At 71.7% G+C, this 17,268-nt stretch carries 15 protein-coding genes; 7 read left to right on the top strand and 8 right to left on the bottom strand.

Features of this window, described 5'->3' with window-relative positions; genetic code table 11:
• Positions 1–79: 79 nt before the first annotated feature.
• Complete coding sequence (locus GTY96_RS35385) at positions 80–3,313, top strand: CHAT domain-containing tetratricopeptide repeat protein (protein WP_161667036.1); 3,234 nt, start codon at positions 80–82, stop codon at positions 3,311–3,313.
• Positions 3,314–3,427: 114 nt separating this feature from the next.
• On the opposite strand, the gene GTY96_RS35380 is transcribed toward GTY96_RS35385, so the two are convergent.
• From GTY96_RS35380 to GTY96_RS35360, 5 genes are all read right to left on the bottom strand, one after another.
• Positions 3,428–4,429, bottom strand: coding sequence for a hypothetical protein (locus GTY96_RS35380; protein WP_161667035.1), 1,002 nt, complete (start codon positions 4,427–4,429; stop codon positions 3,428–3,430).
• 134 nt (positions 4,430–4,563) lie between these two features.
• Positions 4,564–5,736 (bottom strand): metallophosphoesterase, encoded by a 1,173-nt coding sequence (locus tag GTY96_RS35375; RefSeq protein ID WP_143902369.1) that lies wholly within the window; start codon positions 5,734–5,736, stop codon positions 4,564–4,566.
• 127 nt (positions 5,737–5,863) lie between these two features.
• A complete protein-coding gene (locus tag GTY96_RS35370; protein ID WP_143902367.1) occupies positions 5,864–6,400 on the bottom strand; it encodes an FHA domain-containing protein in 537 nt (178 codons plus the stop codon).
• Positions 6,401–6,472: 72 nt separating this feature from the next.
• Complete coding sequence (locus tag GTY96_RS35365; RefSeq protein WP_161667034.1) at positions 6,473–8,107, bottom strand: long-chain fatty acid--CoA ligase; 1,635 nt, start codon at positions 8,105–8,107, stop codon at positions 6,473–6,475.
• 105 nt (positions 8,108–8,212) lie between these two features.
• The gene (locus tag GTY96_RS35360; protein WP_143902363.1) at positions 8,213–9,250 is read right to left on the bottom strand and encodes a 6-phosphofructokinase; all 1,038 of its coding nucleotides are present in this window, start codon (positions 9,248–9,250) and stop codon (positions 8,213–8,215) included.
• Positions 9,251–9,479: 229 nt separating this feature from the next.
• Here GTY96_RS35360 and GTY96_RS35355 point away from each other — a divergent pair, with 229 nt between their 5' ends.
• Entirely contained in the window at positions 9,480–10,226 is a 747-nt protein-coding gene (locus GTY96_RS35355; RefSeq protein WP_161667033.1) for a glucosamine-6-phosphate deaminase, read from the top strand.
• A 63-nt stretch (positions 10,227–10,289) separates the two neighbouring features.
• On the opposite strand, the gene GTY96_RS35350 is transcribed toward GTY96_RS35355, so the two are convergent.
• Complete coding sequence (locus GTY96_RS35350; RefSeq protein ID WP_161667032.1) at positions 10,290–11,171, bottom strand: lytic transglycosylase domain-containing protein; 882 nt, start codon at positions 11,169–11,171, stop codon at positions 10,290–10,292.
• Positions 11,172–11,373: 202 nt separating this feature from the next.
• Between GTY96_RS35350 and GTY96_RS35345 the strand changes: the two genes are divergently transcribed.
• On the top strand, positions 11,374–11,838 hold the full coding sequence (locus GTY96_RS35345; protein ID WP_143902360.1) for a hypothetical protein: 465 nt from the start codon (positions 11,374–11,376) through the stop codon (positions 11,836–11,838).
• 23 nt (positions 11,839–11,861) lie between these two features.
• On the opposite strand, the gene GTY96_RS35340 is transcribed toward GTY96_RS35345, so the two are convergent.
• Both GTY96_RS35340 and GTY96_RS35335 read right to left on the bottom strand, forming a co-directional pair.
• Positions 11,862–12,413 carry a hypothetical protein gene (locus tag GTY96_RS35340; protein WP_143902358.1) on the bottom strand — a complete coding sequence of 184 codons (552 nt, stop codon included), beginning with the start codon at positions 12,411–12,413 and terminating at the stop codon, positions 11,862–11,864.
• An 18-nt stretch (positions 12,414–12,431) separates the two neighbouring features.
• Entirely contained in the window at positions 12,432–13,052 is a 621-nt protein-coding gene (locus tag GTY96_RS35335; protein ID WP_143902357.1) for a hypothetical protein, read from the bottom strand.
• Positions 13,053–13,357: 305 nt separating this feature from the next.
• Here GTY96_RS35335 and GTY96_RS35330 point away from each other — a divergent pair, with 305 nt between their 5' ends.
• From GTY96_RS35330 to GTY96_RS35315, 4 genes are all read left to right on the top strand, one after another.
• Positions 13,358–14,035 (top strand): carboxypeptidase-like regulatory domain-containing protein, encoded by a 678-nt coding sequence (locus tag GTY96_RS35330; RefSeq protein WP_161667031.1) that lies wholly within the window; start codon positions 13,358–13,360, stop codon positions 14,033–14,035.
• Between the two features lie 2 nt (positions 14,036–14,037).
• Entirely contained in the window at positions 14,038–14,823 is a 786-nt protein-coding gene (locus tag GTY96_RS35325; protein ID WP_161667030.1) for a hypothetical protein, read from the top strand.
• A 72-nt stretch (positions 14,824–14,895) separates the two neighbouring features.
• Positions 14,896–16,197 carry a hypothetical protein gene (locus GTY96_RS35320; protein ID WP_143902351.1) on the top strand — a complete coding sequence of 434 codons (1,302 nt, stop codon included), beginning with the start codon at positions 14,896–14,898 and terminating at the stop codon, positions 16,195–16,197.
• Positions 16,198–16,319: 122 nt separating this feature from the next.
• Positions 16,320–17,195, top strand: a complete 876-nt coding sequence (locus tag GTY96_RS35315) for an alpha/beta fold hydrolase (RefSeq protein WP_143902349.1) — start codon at positions 16,320–16,322, stop codon at positions 17,193–17,195.
• Positions 17,196–17,268 lie beyond the last annotated feature (73 nt).

Below are 17,268 nucleotides of genomic sequence, written 5' to 3'. Positions count from 1 at the left end.
TCCTGCATGATTCTCCGGGTCCCTGCCTCTCTCACGGGGGGGACGGGATGGGCCACCCTTCGGACCCCAAGGAGGAGGCATGCGGTGGATTCTCGGGTGGATGGTGGTGCTGGCCCTGGGGTGCGCCGCGAGGATGCCGGCCGGTGTGGAGGGCCAGCTGCTGGAGGCCCAGCGCACCTACGACGCGGCGCTGGCGCTCTACGATGCGGGCCGGTACGCCGAGGCCGTCGCGCCGGGTGAGCGCTCCCTCGCGCTGCGGGAGGCCGTGTTTGGCGGCGCGCACCGGGAGGTCGCCACCTGCCTGAACCTGCTCGGCGAGGCGTACCGGCTCCAGGGGGACTTCGCGCGGGCCGGGGTGGTGCACGAGCGCGCGTTGGCCATCCGGGAAGCCGCGGTGAGCGACGACGCCGTGGACTCCGTCGTCGTGAGCTCCCTGCTCGCCTTCGCGGCCTCCCCGGTGATGGAGCCGGACCGGCAGCCCGGGGGCTATTATTCGCACGAGCACGCCCTGTCCCGGCGGCAGAACAACCTGTTCAGCCTGGACAAGCGCCGCCGCACGGGCGCGATGGCCAGCCAGGAGGCGGTCCTCAGCGAGAACCAGTTCGCCTACGCCCAGTCCCTCAACAACCTGGCCATGCTCTACCAGGACCAGGGCCTCTACAGCCGGGCGGAGCCGCTCTACGTGCGCGCGCTCGAGCTCCGGGAGACGGTGCTGGGCATGTCCCACCTCACCGTCGCGGACTCGCTCAACAACCTGGCGCTGCTCTACCGGGAGCAGGGGCTGTACGGCCGGGCGGAGCCGCTCTACGTGCGCGCGCTGTCCATCCGGGAGTCGGCCCTCGGCAAGGCGCATCCGTCGGTCGCGGACTCGCTCGACACCCTGGCCACGCTCTACCAGGACCAGGGGCAGTACGGCCGGGCGGAGCCGCTCTACGAGCGCGCGCGCTCCATCCGCGAGGAGTCCCTGGGCAAGCGGCATCCCCGGGTCGCGGACTCCCTCAACAACCTGGCCAACCTCTACCAGGACCAGGGGCTGTATGACCGGGCGGAGCCGCTGTACACGCGGGCCCTCTCCATCCGGGAGGCGGCGCCGGACGGCAACCCCTCCGACCTCGCGGCGTCGCTCAACAACCTGGCCACGCTCTATCAGGCGCAGGGGTTGATCGACCGGGCGGAGCCGCTGTTCGCGCGCGCGCTCGTCCTCTGGGAGACGTCGCTCGGCAAGCGCCATCCCCACGTCGCCGCGCTGCTCAACAACCTGGCCACCCTGTATCGCAAGCAGGGCCGGTACGACCGGGCGGAGCCGCTCTATGTGCGCGCGCTCTCCATCTGGGAGGAGGTGCTTGGCCGGAACCATCCGGATGTCGCCGGCGCGCTCAGCAACCTGGCCAACCTCTACCGGGACCAGGGGCAGTACGGCCGGGCGGAGCCGCTCTACGAGCGCGCTCTCTCCATCCGTGAGGCCGTCCTGGGCCGCAACCACCCGGACCTCGCGGCGTCGCTCAACAACCTGGCCCTGCTGCGGCTGGCCCAGCGGCGCCTGGACGCGGCGGTGCCGCTGTTCACGCGGGCCTTCGCCGTCTCCGAGCAGCGCCTTCGCCGGGAGGCGCTGGAGTTCTCCGAGGCGCGGCTGGCCAGCTTCCTCCAGCTGCTGCGCGTCGACGAGGAGCACCTGTACGCGCTGCTGCGCGCGCACCCCGAATCCGCGGAGGTCCGGCGTCTGGCATTGAGCGCCGCGCTGCTCCTCAAGGGCCGCTCCGTGGAGGAGACCGCGGACATCTCCCGGGCGGTCTACCGGAGCCTGGGGGACGAGGAGCGCGGCACCTTCGCGCGGCTGCGCGGGCTGCGCAGCCAGCTGGCGAGCCTGTCGCTCCACGGGCCCGGTGCGCTCCCGCCCTCGGCCTACCAGCGGCAGCTCGAGGCCCTGGCCACGCAGGGCGATGCGCTGGAGGCCACCCTCGCCCGGCGCTCGGCGCCCCTGCGCGCGCTGGCCGCGCTGCCCACGCCCGAGGACATCGTCGACCGTGTCGCCGCGGCCCTGCCGGAGGACGGGGCGCTCGTGGAGTTCATCACGTACGAGGATCGCCCCCTCGTTCCGGGCGCGCGCACCTCCTCGGCCCAGCTGCGCTGCATGGCGCTGGTGCTGCTGCCCGACGCGAGCATCCGGACGCTCGACCTGGGCCCGGCGGAGCCCATCGAGGCCGCCGCCTCGCGCATGCGGGACGCGCTGGCCCGCCGGGATGCCGCCTTCGACGCGTCCTCCCAGGCGCTCTACCAGCTCGCCTTCCAGCCGCTGCTGCCGCTCTTGGGGAAGGCCCACCGCCTCTTCCTGTCGCCGGATGGTCAGCTGGCCCTGGTCCCCTTCGCGGCGCTGCACGACGGCCAGCGGTTCCTGGTCGACACCTACGACTTCACCTACCTCACGTCCGGCAAGGACCTGCTGCCCCGTCCCCAGCCGCCCCGCTCCGCGTCGTCCGTGGTCGTCCTGGCGGACCCGGCCTTCCGCCCGGGGCTCCAGGCCACGGCCGAGGCTCCGGCGAGCGCGGACGCGTGGGCCGAGCGCTCCGCTCCCACGCGGCCCGAGGACCTGCGGATGCGTGACTGGGCCCCGGTGCCCCTGCCGGGCTCCCGTGAGGAGGCGGAGGCCATCCAGCGCCTCTTTCCCCGGGCCCAGCTCTATCTGGGGCCCAAGGCGACCAAGGAGCGGCTGCTGCGGATGACCACGCCCGGCATCCTCCACCTGGCCACGCACGGCTTCTTCCTGGAGGACGCCGCCACCCAGGAGAACACCCGCGCCATCGCCCACTTCGGCGCGCTGGGCGAGGACGCCCGGGCGCCGCGCCCTCCGGACCCCCTGTTGCGTTCGGGCTTGCTCCTCGCGGGGGAGCGCGCGCAAGCGGCGTCCAGCGCCAGTGACTCCGGGTCCTCCGCTGACAGCTCGCTGGTGACGGCCCTGGAGCTGGCGGGGCTGGACCTGTGGGGCACCCAGCTGGTGGTTCTCTCCGCCTGCGACACGGGCCGGGGCGACGTCCGGCGGGGGCAGGGCGTCTACGGCTTGCGCCGGGCCTTCCTCGTCGCGGGCGCGGAGACGGTGGTGATGAGTCTCTGGAAGGTGGACGACGCGACGACGCGCACGCTGATGGAGACCTACTACCGCCACCTGTTGGCGGGGCAGGGCCTGGCCACGGCGCTGCGCGAGGCGATGCGGGAGCTGCGACAGGCCCAGCCCCATCCCCACTACTGGGCGCCCTTCATCGCCATGGGACGGGACACGCCGCTGCGCCTGCTCGAAGCAGCGGCGCGTCAGCCGTAGGGCCGCGCTCACGCCCCTCGAGGGAAGGGGCTTCGGGGGACCGGGAGTGCGTCAGGCCGTGGGGCCCCGTCGCGCCAGCAAGGCGGAACGGGGCCCGGGCTGCTCGCGCGTCCGTCAGCGCGCGGCGTGCGCGTTGAGGACGATGACGCCCGCGTCGCGGATGATGACGCCCGCGTCGAACGGCGGGGGCCCCGCGTCCACGGTGCCCGCGTCCACGCCGGCATCCGGGCGGACCCCGCCGTCGGTGCCCGCGTCCACGCCGGCATCCACGCCCGCGTCGACGCCCGCATCCGGGCGGACCCCGCCGTCGGTGCCCGCGTCCACGGTGCCCGCGTCCACGCCTGCATCCGGACGGACCCCGCCGTCGGTGCCCGCGTCCACGCCGGCATCCACGCCCGCGTCCGGGGTGCACGTCGGGCACGTGTCGTTCGGCTTGCACCGGACGATGTCATTCGGCCCCGGCTCGCCGCGGACCTGCACGAAGTCCACGCCGCCCACCTTCTGGTCGCCAATGGCCTTGCCGTTGCCATCCACGATGGTGCCAAAGCACCGCATCGGGACGCCCGGGGCCACCGTGCCCGTGCACGCCATGATCTTCTCGGGCGGGACGTTGTAGTTCCCGCTGACGACCGCCGCGATGGGCTGGTAGCCGTTGGTGCCCTTCGCGCCGGAGTAGCAGACGCTCAGGATGAGCGGCTTGCCTCCGCACTCCGGGTGGTACTCGTTGTGGAAGATGGACTGGCTCGTGTCGTTGGGCAGGCCCTGCACCGACGTCTGCCCTCCACAGGTGGCCGGATTGCCTCCGTGCGCGCCGTAGATACAGCCGCCCCCATCCAGCGCCGCCGCGGCCTTCTTCTCCGCGTCGATGACGCCCTTGTCATTGGGGTTGCTGTTGTCGATGCCCGTGTAACCCCCCTGGTCCTGCACCCCCATGTCTCCCCAGTTGTTGTTGACGAAGTACTTGCCGCCATCCGCCAGCTTGTTGTCGCCCTTGCAGCTGTCCAGCTCCTGGAGGCCGCTCGTGGGGTCGTTCCACGGCGAGTCCTCCGGACCACAGCCCACCGCCAACACCGAGAGCGCACCCGCGACGCAGGCCCACTGCTTCAAGGTTCTCATTATTCCGCCCCTTCGTTCTAAACACGTTTTACATACTATAAAACATGTTCCACGTAAAATCGGTGAAACAAGGCGGCTGGGGTTGAGACCTTTGGCGGGGTGCGTTGGCGGAAGTCCGCACGCGTCGGGATGTTTCAGGCGCTGCGCAGCGTGAGCAGCGTCACCTCGGGGGGGATGCCGATGCGGAAGGGGAGCCAGTGCCCCGTGCCGCCGGAGACGTACAGGTGGCTGTCGCGGAAGCGGTAGCGGCCGAGCATGTGCTTGAAGACGAAGCCGAACAGCGGAATCCCCAGGAGGGCCACCTGGCCGCCGTGGGTGTGGCCGGCGAGCGTGAGGCGCGCGCCGCGCTCGGCGGCGTAGGAGAAGAAGTCCGGGTGGTGGGAGAGGCAGAGGACCACGTCGTCCGGGTGGCCGTCCGCGAAGGCCGTCTCCGCGGACTGCTTCCAGCGGCTGTCGCGCCCGGCGCGGCCGCGGCTGGAGATGGGGAAGTCCACGCCCACCACGCGCACGCGCTGGCCGCCGTGTTCCAGCACGTGGGCCTCGTCCACGAGCAGGCGCACCGGGGCTCCGCGCCGGGCCAGCTGCTCATAGCCGCCCAGGACCTCGTCGAGTCCGCGCCAGTGCTCGTGGTTGCCCAGGATGGCGAGCATGCCGTGGCGCGCCGTCGTGGAGGCGAGGGCGGCCATCGTCTCCTCGACCTGGTTCACGTCGTCGATGAGGTCGCCCGTCATCACCTGGAGATCGACTCCGGCGGTGTTCATCGCCTCCACGGCGCCGCGCAGGTACTCCGGGGAGATGAAGGGGCCCACGTGGACGTCGGTGATCTGCCCGATGCGGAAGCCGTCGAGCGCGGCGGGGAGGCCGCGCAGCTTCACCTCCACCTCGCGCACGGTGAAGCCCAGGCTGCCACCCACGACGCCCACGCCGCTCGCGCCCACGGCGAGCACGGGCACGGCCTGGCCGGCCTTCATCAGGAGGTCGCGACGCCCCAGGTCGACGCCCGGGGGCGCGGCCTGCTGGCGGCGTTCGGCGCGCAGCTTCAGCACCAGGAAGGGCAGGCCCGCCAGCATCACCAGGAGCGCGGCGATGCTCCAGACGACGGCGAACAGCTTCAGCGGCGCCAGGAGCGGCGGCGTGTGGTGGAGGCCGTAGCCCGTCAGCGCGGGCACCAGCCAGGTCGCGAGCGCCACGCCCATCAGGCCCAGGAGCACGCCCTGGCGCCAGCCGCGGGTGACGGCGGGCCACAACCTGCGCAGCACGAGGTAAGCGCCCAGATAGACCCACAGCAGGACCAGCAGCCTTCCCATCGTGTGCGCGCTCTCGGTGTGAGGAGGCCCGAGGATAACGGACCCCCTGACAGCGCGCCGTCCTCCGTCGCTGGCTGCCTGCCTGGACCCGCCGGGTCTCAGCCGGGGAGTCGCGGGGAGGCGCCCGTCACAGCCCGCCGCCGGGGCTGGCGAGCCGCAGGTGCGAGTGCAGCGTCTCCGCCCGGAGGTACAGGAACTGCGCGTCCCCGAAGGACAGCGCGTCCCCGTCCGTGAGCATCCGCACCTCGCCCTCGCCCAGCGCGCCGGCGTTCAGCCAGGTGCCGTTCATGGAGCCCAGGTCCATCACCGAGCACGACCCCTGCGCCGCGTGCCAGCGCAGCACCGCGTGCTGCTTCGACACCGACGGGTCGTGCACCAGCAGCGCGCACCCGTCCATGCGCCCCACCTTCATCTCCTGCCCGTCCCGCTCCGGCCCCAGGAAGTGGACCTCCAGCGCGTCAAACCCCTGGAGCATCACCAGCAGCCGGTCCACCAGCCGCGAGCGGTGCGCCATGCCCACCGTGCGCGCCTCCGCCAGCCGCAGCGCCACCTGCTGGAACACCGGCTCTGGCGGCTGCTGGATGAGCACCACCGGGCCGGAGGCTTGCAGGAAGGCCTGCACGGGCGCGTAGGCGAACGGGCGGAGCTGTTGGACGGAGGGCATCACACCCTGACGTTACCCCCAGCCCCGCCCCAGCGCGAGCCGCCAACTCCCAGTGTCAGGTGGCCAGCGCTTTCAGGACGCGACAGGCGCCTTCAGCAGGTGGTCCCCGAAGTCCTCCCGCAGCTTCATCTTCAGGAACTTCCCCGTCGACGTGCGCGGAATCTGGGACACGAAGAGGAAGTCATCCGGCAGCCACCACTTCGCGAACTGCTTCTCCAGGTGCGCGGTCAGCTCCTCCTTCGTCGCCTGCTGCCCCGCCTTGAACACCACCGCCGCCAGCGGCCGTTCGTCCCACCTGGCGTGCCGGCCCGCGAACACCGCCGCCTCCAGCACGCTGGGGTGCGACATCAGCGCGTTCTCCAGCGCCACGGAGCTGATCCACTCGCCGCCGGACTTGATGACGTCCTTGCTGCGGTCGGTGATGTGCAGGTAGCCCGCCGGGTCGATGGTCACCACGTCGCCCGTCTTGAACCACCCGTCCTTCGTGAAGCGGTCCTGGCCCTCGTCGCCGAAGTAGGACGCCGCCACCATGGGCCCGCGCACCTCCAGCTCGCCCATCGCCTGGCCGTCCCAGGGCAGCACCTCGCCGCTGTCGCTCACGTGGCGCGTCTCCACGAAGGGCACCGAATAGCCCTGCGACGCGTATGCCTCCAGCTGCGCCTCCGGCGAGGCGGTGCGCAGGTCCCCCTTGAGCCGCGCGAGCGTGCCCACCGGGTTCATCTCCGTCATGCCCCAGGCGTGCAGCACGTTCTGCCCGTGGCGCTTGCGGAACCCGTCGATGAGCGCCGGCGGCGCCGCGGAGCCGCCAATCACCATGTGCCGCATCGTGCTCAGGTCCCACCTGCCCGGCTCCCGGTCCAGCTGCGCCAGGATGCCCAGCCAGATGGTGGGCACGCCGCCCGCCACCGTGACCCGCTCGCCCTGCATCAGCTCCAGCAGCGACTGGGGATCCAGGTGCGGCCCGGGCAGCACCTGCTTCGAACCCGTGAGCAGCGCGTCGAACGGCAGGCCCCACGCCGCCGCGTGGAACATGGGCACCACCGCCAGCACCGTGTCCGACTCCCGCAGCCCCAGCACCTCCGGCAGGCAGCACACCAGCGTGTGCAGCACGATGGAGCGGTGGCTGTAGAGCACCCCCTTCGGGTTGCCCGTCGTCCCGGACGTGTAGCAGAGCATCGCCGCGCTGTTCTCATCCAGCCGGGGGAAGGCGAAGGTGCCTTCCTCCGCCGCCAGCAGCTGCTCGTAGTCCAGCCGCCCCTCCGGCACCGGGCCGTCATCCGGGATGACGATGACGTGCTTGATGCAGCCGGCCGCCTTCTCGAACTTCTCCACCAGCGGCAGGAGCGAGCGGTCCACCACCACCACCATGTCCTCCGCGTGGCGCGCGATGTAGGCCAGGTCGTTGGGGTGCAGCCGCAGGTTGAGCGTGTGCATCACCGCGCCCATCGCCGGCACCCCGATGTAGACCTCCAGGTGCTGGTGGTGGTTCCAGCTCAGCGACGCCACCCGGTCCCCTGGCTTCACCCCCAGCCGCGTCAGCGCGTTCGCCAGCTGGCTGACGCGCCGGTGGAAGTCCGCGTACGTGTAGCGGTGCAGGGACTTGTCCGGATTGCGGCTGACGATCTCCTGCGCCGCGTAGTACGTGCGCGCGCGCTCCAGGAAGTGCGTCAGGGTGAGAGGGAAGTCCATCATGCGACCGGTGAGCATCGGCACCATCCCTTCGCGTTCGGCGTTGAGGGGCGGATGCTACCGGATGCGCGGCGCCATGCCTGTCACTCCGGGTGGGAGCAGGCATGGCGCATCACGTCATCATCAGCCGAAGAAGACCTGCGCGACCTCGAAGAACTCCTTGGGGACGCGCTTGAGCTCGCGGGTGGCCTCGGAGAGGTGCTCGCTGACGATGTCGTTGCCGCGCAGGGCGGCCATCTTGCCGAACTCGCCGCGGGCGACCATGTCGCACGCATGCACGCCGAACCGGGTGGCGAGCACCCGGTCGTGCGCCGTGGGGGCGCCGCCGCGCTGGATGTGGCCCAGCACGGAGACGCGCGTCTCGAAGCCGGTGCGTCGTTCAATCTCCGCGGCGACGATGTTGCCCACGCCGCCCAGGCGCGGCCGGCCCGCTTCGTCCAGGGCGCCGGTGGTGACCAGCTGTTCGTTCTGCTCCGCGGACAGCTTGATGCGCGTGCCCTCCGCCACCACGACGATGGAGAAGGTGCGCCCCCCCGCGTTGCGGCGCTGGAGGTGCTGGGCGACGGCCTCCAGGTCGGCGGGAATCTCCGGGACGAGGATGACGTCCGCGCCGCCCGCGATGCCCGCGTAGGTGGCGATCCACCCGACGTGCCGGCCCATCACCTCGCAGACGATGACGCGCTTGTGCGACTCCGCGGTGGAGTGCAGCCGGTCCACCGCCTCCGTGGCGATGGACACCGCGGTGTCGAAGCCGAAGGTGAAGTCGGTGCCGTTGAGGTCGTTGTCGATGGTCTTGGGCACGCCGACGATGCGCACGCCCTCCTGGGACATGCGCGTGGCGGCGGACAGCGTGCCCTCGCCGCCAATGGCGATGACCGCGTGGATGCCATTGCGCTCGATGGCGCGCTTCACGCGCTCCAGGCCGTTCTCCACCTTGAACGGGTTGACCCGCGAGGTCCCCAGGATGGTGCCACCCCGGTGGAGGATGCCGGACGTCGTCTCCCGCGTGAGGCGGAAGTGGTTGTCGTCCAGCAGGCCCTTCCATCCATCGCGCAGGCCCATCATCTCGAAGCCGTGCTCGCTGGCACGGCGGACGATGGCGCGAATGACCGCATTGAGGCCGGGGCAATCCCCGCCACCGGTGAGCACGGCGACTTTCATGGGTTGGGTTCTAGCGCGACCCGGCCTCCACGCGTGAGGACGGATTGCACGGGATGCCCGTGGGAAACCCTTCCCGGCTCCCCGGCGTGCGGGGGACCGTGCTTGTCAATTCGCCACGGGGCTCGCGTGTCATTCGCGAAGACGGAGGGGCTTGCCGCGCGGCGGCACGCACGCTGGGGCTGGGGGGCGCGCGACCGGGGCAGGGAGGGCGGCGTATGCTGGCCGGCTCATGAACCTACGGGTGTTCGAAACGGAGCAGGAGGCGGCCACCACCTGCGCGGCGCGTATCGCCGAGGCCGTGAGGCACACGCCGGAGCTGGTGCTGGGGCTGGTCACGGGGCGCTCACCCCTCAACGTCTACCGGAGTCTCGTGGAGCTGGCGGCCCGGGGGGCGCTGGACCTGTCGCGGGCGACCACGTTCAACGTGGACGAGTTCCTGGGCCTGCCGCCGGAGGACGCGGGCAGCTTCCGCGCGTACATGGACCGGCACCTGTTCCGGCATGTGAATCTGTCAACGGAGCGGATCCACTTCCTCGACGGGTGCGCGCCGGACGCGGAGGGTGAGTGCGCGCGCTATGACGCGGCGCTCGCGGCGGCGGGCGGGTTGGACTTGCTGCTGCTGGGGGTGGGGCCCAATGGCCACATCGCGTTCAACGAACCCGGCGAGGTGCTGACGGCGATGAGCCACCGCGCGCGCCTGTCGCGGGAGACGCGGCTGTCGCACGTGCTGGCGTTCGGGGATGATCCGTCTCGCGTGCCCATGGCGGCGCTGACGCTGGGCATGGCGGCGGTGCTCCAGGCGCGCAAGGTGGTGGTGCTGGCGTTCGGGGTGAACAAGGCGGCGGCGGTGACGGCGATGGTGCACGGGCCGCTGACGCCCCGGTGCCCGGCGTCCTTCCTCCAGCTCCACCGCGACGTGGAGGTGTGGATGGACACGGGCGCGGCGGGCGGCCTCCAGGCTTCCCGGAAGGGCTGAGGCTGGCCCGTCCCCCGCGAAGGAGGCGTGCCATGGGGCCGGAGCGGACCCTTCGGGCCCACGCTACTTCGTCGCGGACGCGATCCTCGCGGGGGGCTTGTCGCCGGTGGCCGGCCGGGGCGCTGGCTTCTTCACGGGTGCCGTCACCTTCGGCGCGGCGGGCGGCTTCACGTCCGCGCCGGGCGGCCGGGCCTTCTTCGCGGCGGCCTGCGTGACGGCGGCGCGCTCCACTGCCTTGGCGGGTGCCTCCGCGGCGGGGCGCTTCACGGGCGCTGGCGGTCTGGCCTGGCTGACGGCGGCGCGCTCCACTGCCTTGACCGGAGCCTCGACGGCGGGACGCTTCACCACCACTGGCGCTGGTGGCCTTGTGCGCGCGTAGGCCGCGAGCACCTTGGCGACGTAGAACTCCGTCTCCCCGTTGTGCGGCACGCGCCCGTTCACCGCGCCGGGCCCCGCGTTGTACGCGGCCACCGCCAGGGGCACGTTCCGGAACCTGCGCAGCTGCTCCGCCAGGTAGCGGCCGCTCGCGTCCACGGAAGGCGCGGGGTCGAAGGGGTCCTCCACCCGCATCAGCGCCGCCGTGTCCGGCATCAGCTGTCCGGGGCCCATCGCCCCCGCGGGCGAGATGCGGTGCACCCGCGTCTCGGATTCCACCTGGATGAGCGCCTTCAGGAGCCCTGGCGGAATCCCGTGGCGGCGCTCCGCCTCCGCGATGAGCGGCTCCAGCGGCGGGTGCTCGTCCAGCACGCACGCCGGCCGGTGCGCCACGTACGCCCCCAGGGCGCGGGCCTTCGTCTGGAGGAAGGAGAAGGACAGGGGCGACACCTGCGTTCCACCCAGCCAGGCCACGCCCAGGTTGAGCAGCACCACCGGCAGCAGCGCGCACGGCACCAGCCACGCCCATCCCGGAATGTCGATGCCGCCCATGGCCCGCTTGCGTCCCACCGTCCCCACTTAAGGGCCCCTCGCGCCCCCGTCCAACTTCCAGCCTGTTCCTTGGGACACCTCCCCCGTGGGCCGGCCCCTGTCACCGGCCGCACCCGGACGCTTCGCGCTGTGCACTGGCACCCGCTTCCCGGTTGCCCCTGGGAGGGCCCGTGGCCACCCCCTTGCCGGTGTCACGCGGGCGGAGGCGGGAGGGGGCGTGATGATTGGCATCCCGTTGGGGTGGGCGTATTCGAACTTCGCGGAGTGGGCCCTGCGCCGGTACCTGACGCCGGGCCGTCGCCACGCGTCCGCCCCGCCGCACGCGGCCTTCGCGGCGTCCCCGTGCGCGGATGCGTACCTGCGCTCGCTCTGGACGCGCGCCGCGGAGCTCAAGGAGCGGGCGGCGCTGACGGTGCTCGCGCTCGCGCACGCGCCCCTGTTCCCCCTGGCGCCGTTCTTCGTGGGCACCGTGTGGGCCTGCGCGTTCAACTACCACCGCGTGCACCGCCGCGCGCACCTGGACCCGGCGTGGGCTCGGGCGCAGGTGCCCTGGCTGTGCGACCACCACCTGGGGCGCGTGGCGGACGCGAACTGGTGCGTGACGCATCCGTTCTTCGACCACGTGCTGGGCACGCGCCACGAACACCTGGGCATCCAGCCCGCCGCGCCCGCCCCGGTGTCCTGACGCCGGGGCGGGACGGGGAGGTCTCAGAACAGCAGGTGGAAGTAGTTGGCGCTCGCCTTGGCGCCAATGCAGACGTCGATGTCCGCGCTCCACGACTGCGTGGGCAGGGAGCCGCTGGCCTCGAAGAGGAACTCCAGCTCCTGCTGCTTCGCCAGGTCCAGCACGTCCACGGCGCCGCTGCCGGTGAGCTCGAGCGTGTTCGTGGGACCGCTGGTGCCGGTGCGCCGGAACTCGCCCAGGAGCACGTAGTCCGTGGAGCCCGGCTTGCGCACGGAGACCTTCGCGCGCTCGATGCCGCTGATGTCGGTGGTGGCCGTGGCGTCGAAGAGCTTCAGCCGCAGCTCCGTGCGCACGTCGGCGTCGTCGGGCAGCGCGCTGGAGAAGTCGCCCAGCGGAATCTGGATGGACTGCTGGACGCTGGCGCTGCCCGGGAGGGCGGCCGGGAAGGACAGGTCCTTCTCCGTCTTGCAGATGCGCTCGGCCTCCACCTCGATGTTGAAGAGGGAGTCACAGCCCGTGCCGAAGAGGGACACGGCGCTGGCGAGCAGGAGGGTGCGGAAGGATGGCGTTCGCATGGTTGAAGGTCTCCTGGCTCAGAAGAAGTAGAGGATGAAGCCCAGCTTCACGGACGGGATGGTGGCGCGCAGGTGCATGGGCCCCGACGTCACGGTGTCGTCATTGGCGGCGTCCTGGAGGAGCGGCGTGGGGTCCGGCACGGTGAGCGCCACGTAGCTGAGGCCCACGTTCAGGAAGAAGTTGAAGCGGCTCTTCGTGCCCACCTCCAGGCCCACGCTGCCCGTGACGTAGTTGTAGGTGACGTCGCGGATGGCCTGCGCCGTGGCGCTGGGGTCGCGGCCCAGCCAGTCCAGCACCTCGCTGTACTCCGAACCGAAGTAGTGCCCGACCTCCGCGTTGAAGGACGGCGCGATGAAGGTGTCCATCGGGAGGATGCTCACCCCGCCGCGCACGCCGATGCTGAGCGTGTTGGTGGTGGGGCCCGCCTGGAGCCGCAGCCACGAGGCGGGCCGCACCACCGCGGACACGCCGATGCCGTGAGGGGCCCCCGCGTCCACCAGCAGGCCCACCTTGTAAGGCGTGTCCTCCTGCGCCAGCGCGGGGCTGGCCAGCCCCAGCACCGCCAGGCAGCCCAGCCCGAGGCTGGAGGAAGGAAGCGAGCTGCGTCGTCGTTTCAAAGAAGGGGAGTCCATCGTCATGATGAAAGTTCCACGGTGAATGCCGGCCCTGAGGTGCATCTTTCGCGGAAGGTGCCCTGGAAGAGAAGCTGATCGCGTGAATCCCGTACGGGGTTTCCGGGGTGCCAGGGTGCGCGGCGGTGGGAGTGCCCGATTCCCGACAGGTGGGATGCCGTCGCTGGGGCCGCGAGCCGGCGCAATGCCTGTCCAATCACTGACGTCCCGTTCGCTCCGCCGGGTGATGACAAGACATCCCTGGCGATGCGAGCGTATGATGAAAGCAAGAGGCGGCGAGGTCGGCGGGGCCGGAACCGGGGGGCCAAGGGATGATCGACGAAGTCGATCTACGCATGAAGGCGTGGGTGGGCCGTATTGCCACGGAGACCCCCGTGTATCTGGGCGTGCCCGATCGCGAGTCCCTGGACCGGGGTGTCTGCCTTTACCTGCTGGAGCTGGGGCCCGCGCCCCCGACCCGGGCCGGGAAGCGGGGGGCCCTGGGCTTCACGGTCTGCTACCTGGTGACGGTGGGGGCGGAGACGCCGGAGCGCGCGCACCGGCTGCTGGGCGATCTGGTCTTCGCCGCCATGAGTGACAAGGAATTGGAGGTGGACCTGAGTCCGGTGCCGGCCGCGCTCTGGGCGGGGCTCCGCTCCGTGCCGCGTCCCTCCTTCCGCCTGCGCGTGCAGGTGCGCAAGGAGCAACCCCTGGCGGGCGTGAGGTGTCTGTCGTTGGTGGATGCTCCGGAGGGGACCGCGCCGCTGCTGGGGCAGGTGGTGGGGCCGGGGAACGAGCCCATCGGGGGGGCGTGGGTGGCCTTGCCTGCCCTGCGATTGAGTACGCGCACGGATGCGCAGGGGCACTTCCGCTTCGCCAGCCTGCCCCCGGTGGAGTCATTGGGCAGCCTGGAGGTGCGGGCGGAGGGAGAGGTGCTGTCGGTGGCGTCGGAGGTGCTGGCCACGGAGCCGGCCCCGCTGGTCATCCGGATGCCGGTGAAGGAGGGGTGAGGATGTCTGGCGCCACGTCAGCCGAGGCCGAGGGAGCGCTGCCTCGCGCGCGGCGCCACGTGGCCTGGGTGCTGGCCCTGGCGCGGTGGTTGAAGGTCTGGGCGGAGCGGGTGCTGGCGGAGCATGCGGCGGCGCTCGCCATGGCGGCGGGGTTGGGTGGGGCGCGGGTGCGCTCACTGCCCCTGCGCGAGCCGGAGGTGACGCTGCTGCCGGTGCCTGCGTGGCCGCCAGGACTGACGCCCTCCGACATGGCGACGCGAGGGGCTTCCGTGGAGCGGGGGTTCTCCTGGCCTCCGCCGGCGTCCGTGAACCCCGAGGCGTCCACGCCCCGGCTCAACACGCTGCGGTGTCTGAGTGGCGTGGAGACGTTCGCCCTGGTGAGGCCGGAAGCGGGGAGCGGGGACGCGCCGCCGAGGGTGACGCCCCCCATCCCCTTCGGCTTCGATCCGGAGGATCTGCTGCCCGCGGAGCCCATGACGGTGGTGCGCTCGCCATCGCCCGCGATGTTGCTCCGGGCCGCCGCCATCTCCTGTGAAGAGGCCGCGTCGGAGGCACCGGTCCTGGAGGAAGGCACGTCCTTCGCGCCACGCCCCGCGCAGGACGGGCCCGCGCTTCCCAGGGATCCGGCCCGGGAGCTGCTTGCGCTGCTGAAGGAATCGGAGGGAACGCCGCACCAGCCCTCCGTGCCGTGGCCCGAGGCCGTCCCGCCATCGCCCTCCGAAGCCTCGGAGGCCCTGGCGGTGCTGCTCCAGTGCGAGCGATTGGAGCTGGAGCCGGCGGGAGAGTAGCGGCGGTGGGAGCGCGGGCTCACCGCGCGGGTGCGAACGTCGCGTTCGCGCGGGACTATGCTCGCCGGCGTGATGTCCGAACGCCCCCGTTCCAGCACGGTCCTGCCGCGCGCCGCCGGGTCCGACGCCGAGCGCCAGCTGGAAGGGCGCGCGGAGGTCCTCGAGGCGGCGCGGCGTTCGCATTCCGAGCTGGAGCAGGTGCTGTCCCACTGGCGGTGGCGGCGGCGGTTGCTGCGGCGGCCGGAGCTGGTGCCGGAGCTCCTGGCCCAGGAGGAGGCGCTGACGGAGGCGTTGGAGCGCGTGCGCCGTCGCGCGGCGTTGGAGTCCTGGGCCGAGGACACCCCGGTGTTGCGGGAGGCGCGGAAGCTGTTGGCGCGGCGTGAGCGGCTGACCCGGCTCGCGCGGCGCAGGTTGGGGGCGTGGGGGAGGGCCCACCCGGAGGTGTCGCTCGAGGAGGCGCTGACGCGGCTGGAGGACCAGGTGCGGCGGCCCGAGTCCTGGGCGCTGAAGCCGGGCGAGGTGCTGGTCTTCGAGGACGACACCTGGCGACGTCCAGGCCCGGGCCTCGCGACCGTGCCGACGACGTGGGAGCTGCCCCCGCGCCTGGTCATGGGGCTGGGGATCCTCTCCGCGCTCTGCTTCCTGCTCCTGCTCCTCGTGCCGGCTCGGGCCGAGCCGGCGGTGGCGGCGTTCTTCGTGCTGACCGCCCTGGCGCCCATGTCGACGCGGCTCCTGCGCTCGGGCCGGCTGCGGCTCACCAGTGAGCGGCTGCTGTGGGACCCGCTGTTCGGGGCGTTGCAGGGGGTGCGCCTGGGCTCCATCCCCGACGGCGGCGTCCGGCTGGAGTCGTCGGAGGAGCTGTTCGTGGAGGGCGACCGCGTGCTTCGCGCGCGCTCGGTGAAGGGGGCCACGGCGGTCGCCGTGCTGGTGGAGTTGCACCGTCAGCCGCCCCTGCGCGGAGCGGCCCGGTCGGGCGTGCGTTTGGAGCGCATGGCGCTCTTTCCCGCGAAGCTGGGGCGGCGTCGGGGCTTCTGCGTGCTGGGTCCCCAGGGGCTCTCCTTCATTCCAGAAGGGAAGGGCCCGCAGGCCCTGCGGGCCCTCACCGGGGAGCCGACGTCCCTGCGGAAGTTCGACTCCGACCTGGTGCTGGACGCCCTGCGCTGGCTGCCGGAGGCGGAGTTCGACGACTGCGTGATGCGCGTGGTGGAGGCCACCGGAGGCGCGGCCTGGACCCGCGTGGATTCGCGCCACCTGCCGGGGGCGTCGGCGCGGGGGCGGATCCGCATCGAGCACGCGGGCATGACGCTGACCGGCCGGGTGCCGTGGGACCGGCAGGAGACCGTCGAACGGCTCCTGCGGGACTGGCCCCGTTAGCGGTCGGCGGACCCCACTCCACTTCCGGACCCGGGGCTCGTCGAGCCGGGCAATGTCAGCCCCGCGCCGGGATGCATACCGTCGCGAGCGGTGGGCCTTCCTCGACAGCAAAGGACAGACACATGAACCCTGAAAACAAGCCGGGCGCCTCGCACGTGGGAAGAATCTCGGGCAGCTTCCTCACCACTCGGGATGGCACCCAGCTCTACTTCAAGGACTGGGGCCCCCGGAATGGCCAGCCCATTGTCTTCTCACACGGCTGGCCGCTCTCGTCCGACGCTTTCGAGGACCAGATGATGTTCCTGTCGGAACAGGGCTACCGCACCATCGCCCACGACCGCCGAGGGCACGGGCGCTCGTCACAGCCCTGGGGCGGGCACGACATGGACACCTATGCGGACGACCTCGCGGAGCTGACGGCCGCGCTGGACCTGCGCAAGGCCATCCACGTCGGCCACTCGACCGGCGGCGGCGAGGTGGCGCGCTACATCGGGCGCCACGGCACCTCGCGCGTGGCCAGGGCGGTGCTCATCAGCGCCGTGCCGCCCATCATGATCAAGACGGACTGGCACCCCAATGGACTGCCTTTGGAGGTCTTCGACGGCATCCGCGCGGGCGTGCGCAAGGACCGCTCCAGCTTCTTCAAGGAGCTGAGCCTGGCGTTCTACGGCTTCAACCGCCCCGGCGCGAAGGTGTCCGAGGGGCTCCGCGAGAGCTTCGTCCTCCAAGGCCTGATGGCGGGCCTCAAGGCCGAATACGACTGCGTCAAGGCCTTCTCGGAGACCGACTTCCGCGCGGACCTGGCCCGGTTCGACGTGCCCACGCTGGTGATGCATGGCGATGATGATCAGATCGTCCCCATCGACGGGGGCGGACGGCTGACGGCCACGCTCGTCAAGGGCTCGAAGCTCCAGGTCTACCCGGGCTTCAGCCACGGCATGTGCTCGGTCAACAAGGACGTCATCAACAAGGACCTGCTGGCCTTCATCAAGGGCTAGGCCGTGTCTGATGGATGTGGGAGCGCCGGTTGTTGTCTCCGCAAGGAGGCAAGGCGAGATGATGCGCTACGAG

The organism is Corallococcus silvisoli, from assembly GCF_009909145.1.
In the GTDB taxonomy this organism is placed as follows: Bacteria; Myxococcota; Myxococcia; order Myxococcales; family Myxococcaceae; genus Corallococcus; species Corallococcus silvisoli.
The sequence above is the reverse complement of the archived record's forward strand: the minus strand, read 5'-3'. Positions and strand labels throughout refer to the sequence as shown.

Excerpts from the sequence above, each read along its gene's own strand:
- GTY96_RS35315 (WP_143902349.1), top strand. The coding sequence starts at position 16,320 with ATGAACCCTGAAAACAAGCCGGGCGCCTCGCACGTGGGAAGAATCTCG.
- GTY96_RS35375 (WP_143902369.1), bottom strand. The coding sequence starts at position 5,736 with ATGGGAAGGCTGCTGGTCCTGCTGTGGGTCTATCTGGGCGCTTACCTC.
- GTY96_RS35335 (WP_143902357.1), bottom strand. The coding sequence starts at position 13,052 with ATGACGATGGACTCCCCTTCTTTGAAACGACGACGCAGCTCGCTTCCT.
- GTY96_RS35330 (WP_161667031.1), top strand. The coding sequence starts at position 13,358 with ATGATCGACGAAGTCGATCTACGCATGAAGGCGTGGGTGGGCCGTATT.
- GTY96_RS35355 (WP_161667033.1), top strand. The coding sequence starts at position 9,480 with ATGAACCTACGGGTGTTCGAAACGGAGCAGGAGGCGGCCACCACCTGC.
- GTY96_RS35340 (WP_143902358.1), bottom strand. The coding sequence starts at position 12,413 with ATGCGAACGCCATCCTTCCGCACCCTCCTGCTCGCCAGCGCCGTGTCC.
- GTY96_RS35325 (WP_161667030.1), top strand. The coding sequence starts at position 14,038 with ATGTCTGGCGCCACGTCAGCCGAGGCCGAGGGAGCGCTGCCTCGCGCG.
- GTY96_RS35385 (WP_161667036.1), top strand. The coding sequence starts at position 80 with ATGCGGTGGATTCTCGGGTGGATGGTGGTGCTGGCCCTGGGGTGCGCC.
- GTY96_RS35380 (WP_161667035.1), bottom strand. The coding sequence starts at position 4,429 with ATGAGAACCTTGAAGCAGTGGGCCTGCGTCGCGGGTGCGCTCTCGGTG.
- GTY96_RS35320 (WP_143902351.1), top strand. The coding sequence starts at position 14,896 with ATGTCCGAACGCCCCCGTTCCAGCACGGTCCTGCCGCGCGCCGCCGGG.
- GTY96_RS35370 (WP_143902367.1), bottom strand. The coding sequence starts at position 6,400 with ATGCCCTCCGTCCAACAGCTCCGCCCGTTCGCCTACGCGCCCGTGCAG.
- GTY96_RS35345 (WP_143902360.1), top strand. The coding sequence starts at position 11,374 with ATGATTGGCATCCCGTTGGGGTGGGCGTATTCGAACTTCGCGGAGTGG.
- GTY96_RS35360 (WP_143902363.1), bottom strand. The coding sequence starts at position 9,250 with ATGAAAGTCGCCGTGCTCACCGGTGGCGGGGATTGCCCCGGCCTCAAT.
- GTY96_RS35365 (WP_161667034.1), bottom strand. The coding sequence starts at position 8,107 with ATGCTCACCGGTCGCATGATGGACTTCCCTCTCACCCTGACGCACTTC.